Source organism: Sphingobium sp. FG58 (assembly GCF_057809055.1).
On record NZ_JBMDJF010000001.1, the window covers coordinates 380,332 to 394,065 of the forward strand.

Annotated in this window: 24 protein-coding genes; all 24 read right to left on the reverse strand. The window is 62.0% G+C overall.

All coding sequences use genetic code 11. The annotated features are described in order from the left end of the window. Positions 1-1,032 (reverse strand): acyltransferase family protein, encoded by a 1,032-nt coding sequence (locus tag ACODR8_RS02005; protein WP_489005739.1) that lies wholly within the window; start codon positions 1,030-1,032, stop codon positions 1-3. Between the two features lie 110 nt (positions 1,033-1,142). Beyond that, positions 1,143-1,676, reverse strand: coding sequence for an SRPBCC family protein (locus tag ACODR8_RS02010; RefSeq protein WP_489005832.1), 534 nt, complete (start codon positions 1,674-1,676; stop codon positions 1,143-1,145). A 37-nt stretch (positions 1,677-1,713) separates the two neighbouring features. Continuing rightward, a complete protein-coding gene (locus ACODR8_RS02015; protein WP_294133911.1) occupies positions 1,714-2,370 on the reverse strand; it encodes an adenylate kinase in 657 nt (218 codons plus the stop codon). 46 nt (positions 2,371-2,416) lie between these two features. Further along, entirely contained in the window at positions 2,417-3,781 is a 1,365-nt protein-coding gene (secY, locus tag ACODR8_RS02020; RefSeq protein ID WP_489005740.1) for a preprotein translocase subunit SecY, read from the reverse strand. 193 nt (positions 3,782-3,974) lie between these two features. Then, the gene (rplO, locus tag ACODR8_RS02025; protein ID WP_119745085.1) at positions 3,975-4,508 is read right to left on the reverse strand and encodes a 50S ribosomal protein L15; all 534 of its coding nucleotides are present in this window, start codon (positions 4,506-4,508) and stop codon (positions 3,975-3,977) included. Positions 4,509-4,644: 136 nt separating this feature from the next. Beyond that, the gene (gene rpmD / locus ACODR8_RS02030; RefSeq protein ID WP_119745086.1) at positions 4,645-4,824 is read right to left on the reverse strand and encodes a 50S ribosomal protein L30; all 180 of its coding nucleotides are present in this window, start codon (positions 4,822-4,824) and stop codon (positions 4,645-4,647) included. Between the two features lie 5 nt (positions 4,825-4,829). Then, a complete protein-coding gene (gene rpsE / locus ACODR8_RS02035; protein ID WP_217673614.1) occupies positions 4,830-5,558 on the reverse strand; it encodes a 30S ribosomal protein S5 in 729 nt (242 codons plus the stop codon). Positions 5,559-5,560: 2 nt separating this feature from the next. After that, positions 5,561-5,914 (reverse strand): 50S ribosomal protein L18, encoded by a 354-nt coding sequence (gene rplR / locus ACODR8_RS02040; RefSeq protein WP_017184040.1) that lies wholly within the window; start codon positions 5,912-5,914, stop codon positions 5,561-5,563. A gap of 1 nt (position 5,915) precedes the next feature. Beyond that, complete coding sequence (rplF, locus tag ACODR8_RS02045; RefSeq protein ID WP_119745089.1) at positions 5,916-6,449, reverse strand: 50S ribosomal protein L6; 534 nt, start codon at positions 6,447-6,449, stop codon at positions 5,916-5,918. Continuing rightward, positions 6,449-6,844, reverse strand: a complete 396-nt coding sequence (rpsH, locus tag ACODR8_RS02050) for a 30S ribosomal protein S8 (RefSeq protein ID WP_006960330.1) — start codon at positions 6,842-6,844, stop codon at positions 6,449-6,451. The genes rplF and rpsH overlap by 1 nt, the downstream gene beginning before the upstream one ends. A gap of 12 nt (positions 6,845-6,856) precedes the next feature. Next, complete coding sequence (rpsN, locus tag ACODR8_RS02055; RefSeq protein WP_119745090.1) at positions 6,857-7,162, reverse strand: 30S ribosomal protein S14; 306 nt, start codon at positions 7,160-7,162, stop codon at positions 6,857-6,859. Positions 7,163-7,212: 50 nt separating this feature from the next. Continuing rightward, the gene (rplE, locus tag ACODR8_RS02060; protein ID WP_294133897.1) at positions 7,213-7,788 is read right to left on the reverse strand and encodes a 50S ribosomal protein L5; all 576 of its coding nucleotides are present in this window, start codon (positions 7,786-7,788) and stop codon (positions 7,213-7,215) included. Continuing rightward, positions 7,788-8,099, reverse strand: a complete 312-nt coding sequence (rplX, locus tag ACODR8_RS02065; RefSeq protein WP_119745092.1) for a 50S ribosomal protein L24 — start codon at positions 8,097-8,099, stop codon at positions 7,788-7,790. Before rplX ends, rplE begins: the two co-directional genes overlap by 1 nt. Further along, the gene (gene rplN / locus ACODR8_RS02070; protein ID WP_006960322.1) at positions 8,099-8,467 is read right to left on the reverse strand and encodes a 50S ribosomal protein L14; all 369 of its coding nucleotides are present in this window, start codon (positions 8,465-8,467) and stop codon (positions 8,099-8,101) included. Before rplN ends, rplX begins: the two co-directional genes overlap by 1 nt. A gap of 164 nt (positions 8,468-8,631) precedes the next feature. Continuing rightward, complete coding sequence (gene rpsQ, locus ACODR8_RS02075) at positions 8,632-8,895, reverse strand: 30S ribosomal protein S17 (RefSeq protein ID WP_006960320.1); 264 nt, start codon at positions 8,893-8,895, stop codon at positions 8,632-8,634. 12 nt (positions 8,896-8,907) lie between these two features. Beyond that, a complete protein-coding gene (rpmC, locus tag ACODR8_RS02080; protein ID WP_056691689.1) occupies positions 8,908-9,111 on the reverse strand; it encodes a 50S ribosomal protein L29 in 204 nt (67 codons plus the stop codon). A 4-nt stretch (positions 9,112-9,115) separates the two neighbouring features. Next, positions 9,116-9,547, reverse strand: coding sequence for a 50S ribosomal protein L16 (gene rplP, locus ACODR8_RS02085; protein ID WP_006960313.1), 432 nt, complete (start codon positions 9,545-9,547; stop codon positions 9,116-9,118). A gap of 21 nt (positions 9,548-9,568) precedes the next feature. Further along, positions 9,569-10,264, reverse strand: coding sequence for a 30S ribosomal protein S3 (gene rpsC / locus ACODR8_RS02090; RefSeq protein WP_006960312.1), 696 nt, complete (start codon positions 10,262-10,264; stop codon positions 9,569-9,571). 4 nt (positions 10,265-10,268) lie between these two features. Further along, positions 10,269-10,655 carry a 50S ribosomal protein L22 gene (gene rplV, locus ACODR8_RS02095; protein WP_006960310.1) on the reverse strand — a complete coding sequence of 129 codons (387 nt, stop codon included), beginning with the start codon at positions 10,653-10,655 and terminating at the stop codon, positions 10,269-10,271. After that, complete coding sequence (gene rpsS / locus ACODR8_RS02100) at positions 10,655-10,930, reverse strand: 30S ribosomal protein S19 (RefSeq protein ID WP_017184033.1); 276 nt, start codon at positions 10,928-10,930, stop codon at positions 10,655-10,657. Before rpsS ends, rplV begins: the two co-directional genes overlap by 1 nt. A gap of 5 nt (positions 10,931-10,935) precedes the next feature. Continuing rightward, a complete protein-coding gene (gene rplB, locus ACODR8_RS02105) occupies positions 10,936-11,772 on the reverse strand; it encodes a 50S ribosomal protein L2 (protein ID WP_119745094.1) in 837 nt (278 codons plus the stop codon). 10 nt (positions 11,773-11,782) lie between these two features. Next, the gene (locus ACODR8_RS02110; protein WP_006960305.1) at positions 11,783-12,097 is read right to left on the reverse strand and encodes a 50S ribosomal protein L23; all 315 of its coding nucleotides are present in this window, start codon (positions 12,095-12,097) and stop codon (positions 11,783-11,785) included. Further along, complete coding sequence (gene rplD, locus ACODR8_RS02115; RefSeq protein ID WP_119745096.1) at positions 12,090-12,713, reverse strand: 50S ribosomal protein L4; 624 nt, start codon at positions 12,711-12,713, stop codon at positions 12,090-12,092. Before rplD ends, ACODR8_RS02110 begins: the two co-directional genes overlap by 8 nt. 3 nt (positions 12,714-12,716) lie before the next feature. Then, positions 12,717-13,469 (reverse strand): 50S ribosomal protein L3, encoded by a 753-nt coding sequence (gene rplC, locus ACODR8_RS02120; protein ID WP_217673615.1) that lies wholly within the window; start codon positions 13,467-13,469, stop codon positions 12,717-12,719. Between the last annotated feature and the right edge of the window lie 265 nt (positions 13,470-13,734).

Here is a 13,734-nt window from a genome sequence, read left to right on the forward strand (position 1 = left end):
TCAAGCCGGGACGATGGCGACCGCTGCCCGTTCGCGGCGGCGTTTCCACCAGCCCAAGATCGCCTCCCCCACTGGCCGTTCGACCACGCGGTTGATCGCTGTCCCCAGCAGCAGCGCCACGGCGAAGGCGGCGAAGAAGCCGATCCAGGGGCTATAGCCTGCCTTGGCAACCTCCAGCATGACAATGAAGCCGACATGCTGGTGGATGAGGTAGAAGGAATAGCTGATCCCGCCCAGCCAGACGAGCGGGCGCAGGCTGAGGAAATGCAGCCGCCCCGCAATCAGCGCCGCGAAGGCCGCGATCAGGACGCAAGCGACGATGGTCACGTCCCACGTCTCGATCGTCGCCACCGATGCCAGGGCCAATAACATATAAGGCGCCTGTTGCCACCAGCTGCGCCGTCCGGCCCAGACGCGGTAGGACAGCATCCCGATGACGAAAAAGGGCAGATAGCGCAGCACCAGCAGCATGATGATGCGTTCAGGCATATCGGGCCACGCGAAATAGAGCCAGCGCACCGCCAGCCATGCCGCCAGCACCGGTTCAAGCCGCTTGAGGCCCGCAAAGCGCCACAGCGCGATCATGCAGACATAGAAGCCGATCTCCACCGTCAGCGTCCAATAGGCGCCGTCTACTTCGGGCATGAAGGCGAAGCCCTGTAACATGGTGAAGTTGGCAAGGATCGCCACTGGGCCAACCAGCAACTGGGTTGCATGCGCCAGATATTCGATACCCAGCGTCAGCAGCATCGCGACGATATAGGCGGGATAGAGACGCGCGAAGCGGTTGACGATGAAGTCCGCGACCGATCCGATCCGGTCGAGCGTGAAGAAGATCGCAAAGCCCGAAATGGTGAAGAACAGCAGCACCCGATAGTTTCCGCCGGGGAAGCTGAAAGGGACATGGCTGGCCTGCGGAAACAGCTCGTGGAAGCGGGTGGAATAATGGAAGATCAGCACGCACAACGCCCCGATGCCGCGCAAGGCGTCCAGCTCGGTCAGGCGAGTGCGGGAGGGAGGCGATCCGGTCATGCTGCGGTATAGCAACAAGTCAGCAATAAATCAGTTAACATCGTGGTTAACTATCGTGCCTTAACCCTCTTTTGTTGCCGATAGTTTGCCAGATCGCATCAGTCAGGCCGTCAGTGCGCCTCGGCAGCCCGTTTCAGGCCCTGCAACTGTTCGTTCAGCACCTGATCGACGATCGGCGCCATCACGGCTGGACCACCGCGCAAATAGCCCCCCACCACATAGGTCATGATGACCTGAACCCCCTTGCCCTTTGGCTGGATCGTAAAGTCGAGCGTGCCAACGACGCCTTCGCTCTGGAGCGGCCCCAGCGCGGCTGAGAGGCGCAACTGTTTGCCCGGCACGGCATAGATGACCCGGCCATGTTCGACACTGCCGGGTTTGCCGGAGGGATCAGGCATGGTTTCGCAAAAGCAGCCGCCAGCGCGCGGGTCGAGCGTCATATTGGCGGAATCGCCGCTATAGGTGTGACTGTCATTCCACCAGCGGCCGGGAGCGCTAAGCAACGCATAGACCGCGCCAGCCTCCGCCGCGATCTCGACGCTGCTTTGCGTCGCAAAACCGATATCGGTGGTCGCCGTTACAGCAGAATGGGCTGGAGCAGCCATCGCCGCACCAGCCCATGCCAATAATCCGATCATGCGCATCATGCCCTCCCCCTTTGTGTGCGGAGGGCAGTCTAGCTCAGGCGACGCCGCCGTCCAAGATGGCGGCGATCGCGACGCTGACATCGTCCATGTCCGCCATGCCATCGACGCGCGACACGATGCCGCGGGCTTCGTAGATCGGCAGGATCGGTGCGGTCTTGGCGCGATATTCGGCCATGCGGGTGCGCACCGTTTCCTCATTGTCGTCGGGACGACGCTTGAATTCGGTGCCACCGCACTTGTCGCAGACGCCTTCAGCCTTGGGCGTCTTGAACGTGTCGTGATAGCCTTCGCCGCAGCTGGCGCAGGTGAAGCGGCCAGTGATGCGTTCGACCAGTGCGTCTTCATTGACTTCCAGTTCGACGACATGGTCGAGCGAACGGCTGCGCTGCTCCAATATGGCGTCGAGCGAATGGGCCTGCGCCTGCGTCCGCGGATAGCCGTCGAAGATGACCCCGGTGTCGGGGGCGAGCGCATCCAGCGCCTCGCCGATGATGCCGGATACGACTTCGTCAGGCACCAGCGCGCCCGATTCCATCAGCGCCTTGGCCTGCAACCCTACGGGCGTGCCCGCCTTTACCGCGGCGCGCAGCATGTCGCCGGTCGACAGCTGGACCATGCCCCGGCTTTCGACCAGACGGCTGGCCTGCGTCCCCTTGCCAGCGCCCGGAGGGCCAAGCAGAATGATATTCATTGCGCGCATTCTCCCCTGTTGTGCGCCCAGAGCCGTTCTGCGCCGATCAGCGCATACGGCCTTTCAGCTTCGCCTTCTTGATCAGGTCCCCATATTGATGGGCGAGCAGATGGCTTTGAATCTGGGTCACCGTGTCGACCGTAACATTGACGACGATCAACAAGCTAGTCCCACCAAGGTAGAATGGAATTCCCGCCCGTGCGATGGCGAACTCCGGCACCAGACAGATGAACGCGAGATAGGCCGCGCCAATCACCGTGATGCGCGTCAGCACATAATCCAGGTAATTTTCGGTATTTTTGCCCGGACGGATGCCAGGAATGAAGCCGCCATTGCGCTTGAGATTGTCGGCCGTTTCTTCCGGGTTGAACACCACAGCGGTGTAGAAGAAGCAGAAGAACACGATGCCAAGGCCGTACAGCGCCATATAGACCGGGCTGCCGTGCGACAGATACTGGTTCAGCGTCAGCACGAAATCGCCCAGCTTGCTCTCACCCGCGACGGTCTGGCCCGCGAACTGCGAGATGGTGAGCGGCATCAGCAGCAGCGAGCTGGCGAAGATCGGCGGGATCACGCCAGCGGTGTTGACCTTGAGCGGCAAGTGGCTGCGATCCGCCTGCATCAAGCCCTGGCGCGTCTGGCGCTTGGGATATTGAATCAGGACGCGGCGCTGGGCGCGCTCCATGAAGCAGATCAGAAGGACCAGGCCAACGGCCATCACCATGACCAGGAAGATCAGCAGGCCGGAGATCGTGCCTTCGCTGCCCGACTTGAACAGGTTGCTGAGCGTCACCGGCAGTTGGGCGACGATGCCCGCCATGATGATGAGCGACACGCCATTGCCGATGCCGCGCGAGGTGATCTGTTCGCCCAGCCACATCAGGAACATGGTGCCGCCGATCAGCGAGACCACGGCGGTCAGGCGGAACAACATGCCCGGTTCGATGACAGCGGCCACGCCCGATTGCGCGCCAAAGCCTTCAAGCCCGACGGCAATGAAATAGCCCTGCACCGCGGTCAGGCCGACCGTGCCATAGCGGGTATATTGATTGAGCTTCTTGCGCCCGCTCTCGCCTTCCTTCTTGATCGCCGCCAGTTTGGGCGAGAGCGACGCGCCCAGCTGCACCACGATCGAGGCGGTGATATAGGGCATGACGCCGAGCGCGATCAGGCTCATGCGCGACAGGCTGCCACCGGAGAAGGTGTTGAAGATGTCGAGGATGCCGCCCTGCGTCTGGCTGTAGAGCTGCGACAGGGCCGTCGGATCGACGCCGGGCAGCGGCACGAAGCTGAGGAAACGGAACACGATCAGCGCGCCCAGCGTAAACCACAGGCGCTTCTTGAGGTCGGTCGCCTGGCTGAATTTCGCGAGGCTGAGATTGGATGCGAGCTGGTCGGCTCTCGATGCCATGGTGGCTGCCCTTCAAATCATGCGTGCCGGAGCGCCAAGGCCCCGGAGCGGAATCGCTCATCCCTTAGCGGGACGGGTTAGCCGTGTCGAACGGGGAGTTGCCGCGCAAGCGACAAATAGACCCCCAGATGCGCACAGCCCCGCCAACCCATATCGGGCAGCGGGGCCATACATGCAAGTCTGGGACGGCGGATTAGGCCTTCCGGGCAGCCTTGGCAGCGGCGAGCGCCGTACCCTTCTTGGCCTTCGCCTTGTCAGCAGCGGCGACCACTTCGATCACCTCAACCTTGCCACCGGCCTTTTCGACCGCTTCCAGAGCGCCCTTCGACGCACCGGAGACCAGGAAGCTGACCTTGGCAGTCAGTTCACCCTTGGCGAGCAAACGGACGCCGTCCTTGCCGCCACGGGCAAGCGAAGCGGCCTTGAGTGCGGCATGATCGATGGTCGCGTTGGCGTCCAGCTTGCCGGCGTCGATCGCCTTCTGCACCGCGCCCAGGTTCACGATCGCAAAATCGCTGGCGAAGATGTTGTTGAAGCCGCGCTTCGGGATGCGCATGTGGAGCGGCATCTGGCCACCCTCGAACCCGTTAATGGCGACGCCCGAACGCGCCTTGGCGCCCTTCTGGCCGCGACCGGCGGTCTTGCCCTTGCCCGAACCGATGCCGCGTCCAACGCGCATACGGCCCTTGCGGGCGCCATCATTGTCACGGATGTCATTGAGTTTCATGTCTTGCACTCGCTTTCGCTATGTTCGCGCTATCCCCAGGTGGGGAACCAAAGAGGCAGGGCCGATAGCCCAGCCTTAGAAAAAACGAAAGAGGGGTTTCCCCCTCTCCCGCTTGATTTCGTCGGATCGAAGGGCTTTAGCCTTCGACCACCTGCACCATGTGGGGCAGCTTACGGATGGCACCGCGGACTTCCGCCGTGTCTTCCAGTTCCACCACGCGGTTCATCTTGCCCAGGCCCAGACCGATCAGAATCTTCTTCTGGTCGGCGGGACGGCGGATCGGTGAACCGATCTGCTTGATCTTGATCTTGGCCATATCGCTTACTCCGCAATCGCTTCGGCGTCGGCAGCGGCCAACTCGACCGAGGCACCACCGCGACGAAGCAGGTCAGCGACCTTCTTGCCGCGACGCTGCGCCACCGACTTGGGGCTGGTCTGCTCGCCCAGCGCCGCAAAGGTCGCCCGGATCATGTTATAGGGGTTCGACGTGCCGTTGGACTTGGTCACGACGTCCGCAACGCCCAGGCTTTCGAACACGGCGCGCATCGGACCACCGGCGATGATACCCGTACCGGCAGGCGCCGAACGGACCGTCACCTTGCCCGCACCGAAATGGCCAAGGCCATCATGATGCAGCGTGCGGCCTTCCTTAAGCGGAACGCGAACCATTGCCTTCTTGGCAGCGGCGGTCGCCTTGCTGATCGCTTCAGGCACTTCGCGTGCCTTGCCATGACCGAAGCCCGCACGACCCTTGCCGTCGCCAACGACGACCAGAGCGGCGAAACCGAAGCGCTTGCCGCCCTTGACGGTCTTGCTGACGCGGTTGATGTGAACCAGCTTCTCGATCAGTTCTTCGCCCTGATCTTCGTCGCGGTTGCCGCCACGACGATCGTCACGACGGCCACGGCCGCCACGATCGCCGCCGCCACGGTTGCGATCGCCGCCGCCACGGTTGCCACGGGCACCGCGGCCAGGACCGCGACCTTCGGTCGGTGCAGCGTCTGCACCGTCGACGGGCGCAGCGACTTCAATGGTGTTTTCGTCAGCCATGCTCAGAACTCCAGCCCGGCTTCACGGGCCGCATCGGCCAGCGCCTTGACGCGGCCATGGAAAAGGAAACCGCCGCGGTCGAACACGACGCGGGTGACGCCGGCCTTGGTCGCGGCTTCCGCCACGCGCTTGCCAACGTCGGCAGCCGCATCAGCGGTTGCGCCGGTCTTGCCGCGCACGTCCTTGTCCAGGGTCGAGGCGGCGGCGACGGTGGTGCCGGCGGCGTCATCAATGACCTGGGCGTAGATGTGACGGCCCGAACGGTGAACGCTCAGACGCGGGCGATTGCCCGACACGGCCTTGAGGGCGGTGCGAACGCGGCGACGACGCCGCGCGAAGAGGGAAAGCTTTGCCATCTTACTTCTTCTTCCCTTCCTTGCGGAAGATGAATTCGCCGTCGTACTTGATGCCCTTGCCCTTATAGGGTTCGGGCTTACGCCAGCGACGGATCTCGGCCGCAACCTGTCCGACCTTCTGCTTGTCGATACCGATGATCTCGACCGTGGTGTTATCCGGGGTCTTGATCTCGATCCCTTCGGGGATCGCGTAATCGACGTCGTGGCTGTAGCCCAGCTGCAACTTCAGGTTCTTGCCCTGCGAGTTGGCGCGGTAGCCGACGCCGGTGATCAGCAGCTTCTTGGTGAAGCCTTCGGTCACACCGGTGATCAGGTTCTGGACGAGCGTGCGCTGCATACCCCAAAAGGCGCGAGCCGCTTTGGTCTTGTTGGCTGGCTGCACCGAAATGCCGTCATTTTCCAACGTGTAGCTGATCTCGTCGCGCAGCGGCATGGCGAGGGTGCCCTTGGGGCCCTTCACCGAGAGCTGCCCGCCCTCGATGGTCGCGGTCACCCCATTGGGGATCGCGACCGGTTTTTTACCGATGCGGCTCATTAGAACACCTCCGCCAGCACTTCGCCGCCGACATTCTGTTCGCGCGCTTCCGCGTCGGACAGAACACCCTTGGGCGTCGAGACAATGGTGATGCCCAGGCCATTGCGGACTACCGGCAGTTCCTTGGAACCCGAATAGACGCGGCGGCCAGGCTTGGACACGCGAGCGACATGCTTGATGGCCGGCTGGCCTTCAAAATATTTCAGCTCGATGCGCAGGCCGGGGTGGGCGCCAAGCGCTTCCTCGGAATAACCACGGATATAGCCTTCGCGCTGAAGCACGTCGAGAACGCGGGCGCGCAGCTTGGACGCGGGGGACATAACGCTGTCCTTCTTCGCCTGCTGCCCGTTGCGGATGCGGGTGAGCATATCACCCAGGGGATCGGTCAATGCCATGAGATGATATCCTTACCAGCTCGACTTGGTGACGCCGGGGATCAGGCCCTTGTTGGCCAGATCACGCAGCTGAATACGGCAGAGCCGGAATTTGCGGTAATAAGCGCGCGGGCGACCGGTCAGCTCGCAGCGATTACGCACGCGAGTGGGGTTACCGTTGCGGGGAATTTCCGCCATCTTCAGACGGGCGATCAAACGATCACCGTCGTCAGCATTGGTATCATTTGCGATCGTCTTGAGCTTCGCATAACGGCCGGCATATTTCTTCACCAGCTTCTTGCGACGTTCATTCTTGTTGATCGAACTCAGTTTCGCCATGACTTAAGTTCTCTTCCTTAGCTAATGCGTTGGGAGAGAAGCGGGGCCGATTAAGCCGCCTGCTTCTCTTCTTCCTGCGGGAAGGGGAAACCGAACAGGCGCAGCAGCTCGCGCGCCTCGTCGTCCGTCTTCGCGGTGGTGGTCACGATGATGTCCATGCCGCGCACCTTGTCGACGCGGTCATAGCTGATCTCCGGGAAGATGATCTGTTCCTTGATGCCGAAGGCATAGTTGCCACGGCCGTCAAAGCTTTTGGGGTTCAGACCACGGAAGTCGCGCACGCGGGGGAGCGCGATGTTGATCAGGCGATCCAGAAATTCATACATGCGCTCGCGGCGCAGCGTGACCTTGGCACCGATCGGCATCCCCTCACGCAGCTTGAACTGCGCGATCGACTTCTTCGCCTTGGTGATGACCGGCTTCTGGCCAGCGATCAGTTCCATTTCCTCGGCGGCCTGGGTGACCTTCTTCTTGTCCTGGGTCGCTTCGCCCACGCCCATGTTGAGCGTGATCTTTTCGATCCGGGGGATTTCCATGACGTTCTTATAACCGAATTTCTCGGTCATCGCCTTGATGATCTCGGCGTCATAGAGCGCCTTGGAGCGCGGGATATAAATGTCGGCCATTACAGCACCTCACCGGACTTGACGGCGACGCGAACCTTCTTGCCGTCGCGCTCCTCGAAACGAACGCGGGTCGGCTTGCCGTCCTTATCGGCGACCGCCACGTTCGAGATGTGGAGCGGCGCAGGCTTGCGCTCGATGCCGCCCTGCGGGTTCGACTGGTCGGGCTTGCGATGCTTCACATGCACGTTGATGCCTTCGACAAGAACCTTGTCGTCCTTGGGCATCACCTGAAGGACAGCGCCGGTACGGCCCTTGTCCTTGCCAGCCAGGACGACAATCTTGTCGCCCTTCTTGATCTTAGCAGCGCTCATTACAGCACCTCAGGGGCTAGGCTGATGATCTTCATGTGCTTCTTGGCACGCAGTTCACGAACCACGGGGCCAAAGATACGGGTGCCGATCGGCTCCTCGTTCTTGTTGATCAGCACAGCGGCGTTACCGTCGAAACGGATCACCGAACCATCGGCCCGACGAATGTCCTTGGCGGTACGCACGATGACGGCGCGGTGAACGTCGCCCTTCTTGACCTTGCCGCGCGGAGCCGCTTCCTTGACGGAGACGACGATGATGTCGCCAACGCCGGCGAAGCGCCGCTTCGACCCGCCCAGCACCTTGATGCACTGGACGCGCTTGGCGCCGCTGTTGTCCGCGACGTCAAGATTGGATTGCATCTGGATCATGGATCCGGTTCCTTCTTATTTGGCCTACCGGAAAAATTCCGGCGGTTCCGAATTTCGTGCCTGGACCCTTGGAGTCATACGCGAAGCGCGGGCCTGTAACCCCTTCTGAACGAAAAGGCCAGCCCCGCGTCGCAATTAGACTCAAAGAGTCGGTGACCTATCCCTCAGGCCGCCGTTTCCGGCGACTTGTGGGTGTCCACGCGCTCGATGACCTTCCAGGTCTTGAGCTTGGAAATCGGGGCGGTTTCCTCGATGCGGACCGTCTCGCCTTCCTTGTAGACATTGCCCTCGTCATGGGCATGATATTTCTTCGAACGACGAATGATCTTGCCGTAGAGCGCGTGCTTTACCTTGCGCTCCACGCGAACGACCACCGTCTTGTCGGTCTTGTCGGAAACCACAGTTCCCGTCAGCACGCGCTTGGGCATCGTGTGGTTCCTTTACTTGGCAGCGGAGCTGTTACGCTCCGTCTGCAGGGTCTTGATCTGAGCGATCGACCGGCGGACTTCCTTGACCCGGCTGGGCTTTTCCAGCTGGTTGGTGGCCGCCTGGAAACGCAGGTTGAACTGCTCGCGCTTCAGGTTGTTCAGCTCGGTCGACAGCTCGTCGTCCGTCTTGGTCTTGAGGTCAGCAACATTCGCCATGACCTTAGCCCTCCAGATGCGAGGTGTCGCCGAGGCGGGCGACAACCTTCGTCTTGATCGGCAGCTTCATCGCGGCACGCGAGAAAGCCTCAGCTGCGAGCGGACCGGGCACGCCGTCCAGCTCGAACAGAATGCGGCCGGGGGCGACGCGGGCCGCCCAATATTCGACCGAACCCTTGCCCTTGCCCTGACGGACTTCGGCCGGCTTCTTCGTCACCGGAACGTCGGGGAACACGCGGATCCACAGACGGCCCTGGCGGCGGATGTGGCGCGTGATCGCGCGGCGGGCCGCTTCGATCTGGCGCGCGGTGATCCGTTCCGGCTCCATGGCCTTCAGGCCGTAGGCGCCGAAGTTCAGCGCAGTGCCGCCCTTCGCATCGCCCTTGATCCGGCCCTTGAAGGTCTTGCGGAACTTCATTTTCTTCGGTTGCAGCATGACGCTATACCCTATTCAAAATCAGCGCGCCGGACGCACGCCGGAGGTCTGAGCCTCCAGCATGAGCCGGTCGGTCGCGAACGGATCATGGCCGAGAATCTCGCCCTTGAAGATCCACACCTTGATCCCGCACACGCCATAGGCGGTATGCGCGGTGGCTTCGGCATAGTCGACGTTCGCACGCAGCGTGTGCAGCGGAACGCGGCCTTCGCGATACCATTCGACGCGCGCGATTTCCGCGCCGCCCAGACGGCCGCCACAGGTGATCTTGATGCCTTCGGCACCCAGACGCAGCGCGGACTGAACCGCCCGCTTCATCGCCCGGCGGAATGCCACGCGGCGTTCCAGCTGGTCGGCAATGCCCTGCGCGACGAGACGGCTGTCGACTTCCGGCTTGCGGATTTCGACAATGTTCAGCGACACGTCGGACGAGGTCAGCGCACCCAGCTTCTTGCGAAGCTTCTCAATGTCCGCACCCTTCTTGCCGATGATGACACCCGGACGGGCGGCATAGATCGACACGCGGCACAGCTTGGCGGGACGCTCGATCACGACCTTGGAGATCGCGGCCTGCGGCATGTTCTTGAAGATGAACTGGCGGATCTTGAGATCTTCCAGCAGGAGACGACCATAGTCGGCACCTTCGGCGAACCAGCGGCTGTCCCAGGTACGGTTGATCTGGAGACGCAGACCGATCGGATTGCTCTTGTGACCCATGTGCTTACGCCTCCGCTTCTTCGCCAGCTTCACGCACGACGATACGCACGCGGCTGTAAGGCTTGAGGATCCGGGTCGACTTGCCGCGGCCACGGGCATGGAAGCGCTTGAGCGTGAACGCCTTGCCTACCGATGCTTCCGCGACGACCAGTGCGTCGACATCCAGATTGTGATTATTTTCGGCGTTGGCGATGGCCGAAGCCAGCACCTTGCGCACGTCGACCGCCATCGCCTTCTTGGAGAAGGCGAGGATATTCAGCGCGTCCTCGACCTTGCGGCCGCGGATGAGCGTGGCGACCAGGTTCAGCTTCTGGGCCGAACCACGGATCTGCGTGCCAACGGCCAGCGCTTCATTGTCGGCGACGCGACGCGGAGCTTTTTCCTTGCTCATTAGCGCTTGCCCTTCTTGTCGGCAGCGTGGCCGGGGAAGAAGCGGGTCGGAGCGAATTCGCCCAGCTTGTGACCCACCATTTCCTCGTTCACGGAGACCGGAACATGCTTGCGGCCGTTATAGACGTTGAACGTCAGACCAACGAACTGCGGCAGGATGGTGGAACGACGCGACCAGGTCTTGATCGGCGCACGGCCACCCGCGTCCTGCGCGGCTTCCGCCTTCTTCAGAAGGCTGAGGTCCACGAACGGACCTTTCCAGACGGAACGAGCCATCTCGCTTACCTCTTCTTCTTCGCGTGGCGGCTACGGATAATCATCTTATCCGTCGCCTTGTTGTGGCGGGTGCGGGCACCCTTGGTCGGCTTGCCCCAGGGCGTGACCGGATGACGGCCGCCAGAGGTCCGGCCTTCACCACCACCATGCGGGTGATCGACCGGGTTCTTGGCAACACCGCGGGTCAGAGGACGAATGCCCTTCCAACGGTTGCGGCCTGCCTTGGCGAGGTTGGTATTGCCATTGTCCGGGTTGCTGACGGCACCGATGGTGCCCATGCAGTCGGAACGAATGTAGCGCTGTTCACCCGACGACAGGCGAACCATGACCATGCCGCGGTCACGACCGACGAGCTGGGCATAGGTGCCTGCCGAACGGCAGAGCTGACCGCCCTTGCCTGGCTTCATTTCGATGTTGTGGATGATCGTGCCGACCGGCATCTGACCCAGTTCCATCGCATTGCCCGGCTTCACGTCGGTCTTTTTCGCCGCGATGACCTTGTCACCGGGGGCCAGACGCTGCGGCGCCAGGATATAGGCCTGGGTGCCGTCGGGATAGTTGACCAGCGCGATGAAGGCGGTGCGGTTGGGGTCATATTCCAGACGCTCGACCGTACCTTCGACGTCCCACAAGCGACGCTTGAAATCGATGATACGATAGCGCTGCTTGTGACCGCCGCCGATACCGCGCGAGGTCACATGACCCTTGTTGTTGCGGCCACCGGTCTTGCGCTTGCCTTCGGTCAGCGCCTTGACGGGCTTCCCTTTGTGCAGGCTCGACTTGTCGACCAGGATCAGGCCGCGCTGGGCGGGGCTGGTCGGGTTATAGTGCTTGAGTGCCATGGTCCGCGCCTCAGATACCGGTGGTGACGTCGATGGACTGGCCTTCGGCCAGCGTCACGATCGCCTTCTTGACGTCCGAACGCTTGTAGGGCTTGCCCTTCCAGCGCTTGGTCTTGCCCTTCTGCACCAGCGTGTTGACCGCTTTGACGGTCACGCCGAACAGTGCTTCGACAGCGGCCTTGATTTCCGGCTTGGTCGCGGTGTTGGCGACCTTGAAAACCACGGCGTTGTTTTCGCTCAGGAGCGTCGACTTCTCGGTGATGTGCGGCGCGACGACGACGTCATAATGACGGTTGTCGACGGTTCCGGCTTGCTTTTTAGCCATTGAAACGGGCCTCCAGCTTTTCGACCGCAGCGCGCGTGAGCACCAGCGAGTCGGCTTTCAATATGTCGTAGACATTGGCGCCGACGGCAGGGAGCAGGTCCACGCCGATGATGTTGGCCGATGCCTTGGCAAAGCTGATGTTCACAGCGTCACCGTCGATGAACAGCACCTTGGTGAGGTTCAGCTTGGCGAGGCTGGCGACCAGCGCCTTGGTCTTGCCTTCGGCAACATCCAGGCTGTCGATGATCGTCAGCGTTCCGGCCTTGACCTTCGACGACAGCGCCATCTTCAGACCCAGCGCGCGAACCTTCTTGTTCAGCGAGGGGTTGAAGTCACGGACGCGGGCGCCGTGGGCCTTACCACCGCCGATGAACACCGGCGCGCGGCGATCGCCGTGACGGGCGGTGCCGCCGCCCTTCTGGCGGCCGAACTTCTTGCCGGTGCGGGCAACATCGCTACGCTCACGGGTGCCGCGAGCGGTGCCGCGACGCTTTTCGAGCTGCCAGGTGACGACGCGATGCAGGATGTCGGCGCGGGGCTCGATACCGAAAACGGCATCGTTCAGCTCCAGATCGCCAGCTTCTGCTGCGTCGAGGGTCTGTACCTTGACCTTCATGGTTTAGCCCTCCTGGCCTTCGGTGACGTCGGTCGCCACGGCTTCTTCAGCCGGGGTGTTCGCAGCGTCATTGCTGTTGTCAGCCTTTTTCAGGCTGGCGGGATAGGGTGCATCCGCCGGACGAGCGACCTTGACCGCGTCCTTGACGGTGAGCCAGGTGCCCTTGGCGCCCGGAACGCTGCCCTTGACGAAAATCAGGCCACGCTCGACGTCGGTGCGCACGATTTCCAGATTCTGCTGGGTACGTTCACGATCGCCCATGTGACCGGCCATCTTCTTGTTCTTGAAGACGCGACCCGGATCCTGGCGGTTACCCGTCGAACCATGGGCACGATGGCTGATCGACACGCCGTGGGTGGCGCGCATACCGCCGAAGCCCCAACGCTTCATAGCGCCGGCAAAGCCCTTACCCTGCGTGTGACCCGCCACGTCGACCAGTTGGCCGGCGATGAAATGGTCAGCGGCGATTTCTGCACCGACATCGAGGAGTGCATCCTCGGCGACACGGAATTCGACCAGACGTGCCTTAGGCTCCACTTCCGCCTTGGCGAAGTGACCGCGCTGCGGCTTGGCGACATTCTTAACTTTCGCGGTGCCGGCACCCAGCTGCACGGCCACATAGCCGTCGCTGTCCACATCCTTCCGAGCCACGACCTGGTTGCCTTCAAGGGCCAGAACCGTAACCGGAACATGACGCCCGTCCTCTTGGAACAGGCGGGTCATCCCGACTTTCTTCGCGATCACGCCAGTGCGCATGATCCATACTCCCAATAGAGGCCCGCCTTATCAGCGGGCGTATCCAACGAAAAAACCGCTCAGGATTTCTCCTTCGCGGCCAACCCTTTGCTTGTAGATCACCCCGTCTGGGTTGGATGCCACCCCCTATTCGGGAACAGCGACGGGGGACCAGGGCCACGGCATGAGCCGCGCGGTATCCCTTGTGTCGTTTGAGCTTCCACCCTTCCCTAAAAGAAAGAGGGGGCGGAATACCCGATACCCTGCTCACCTTTCGGTCAGCAGG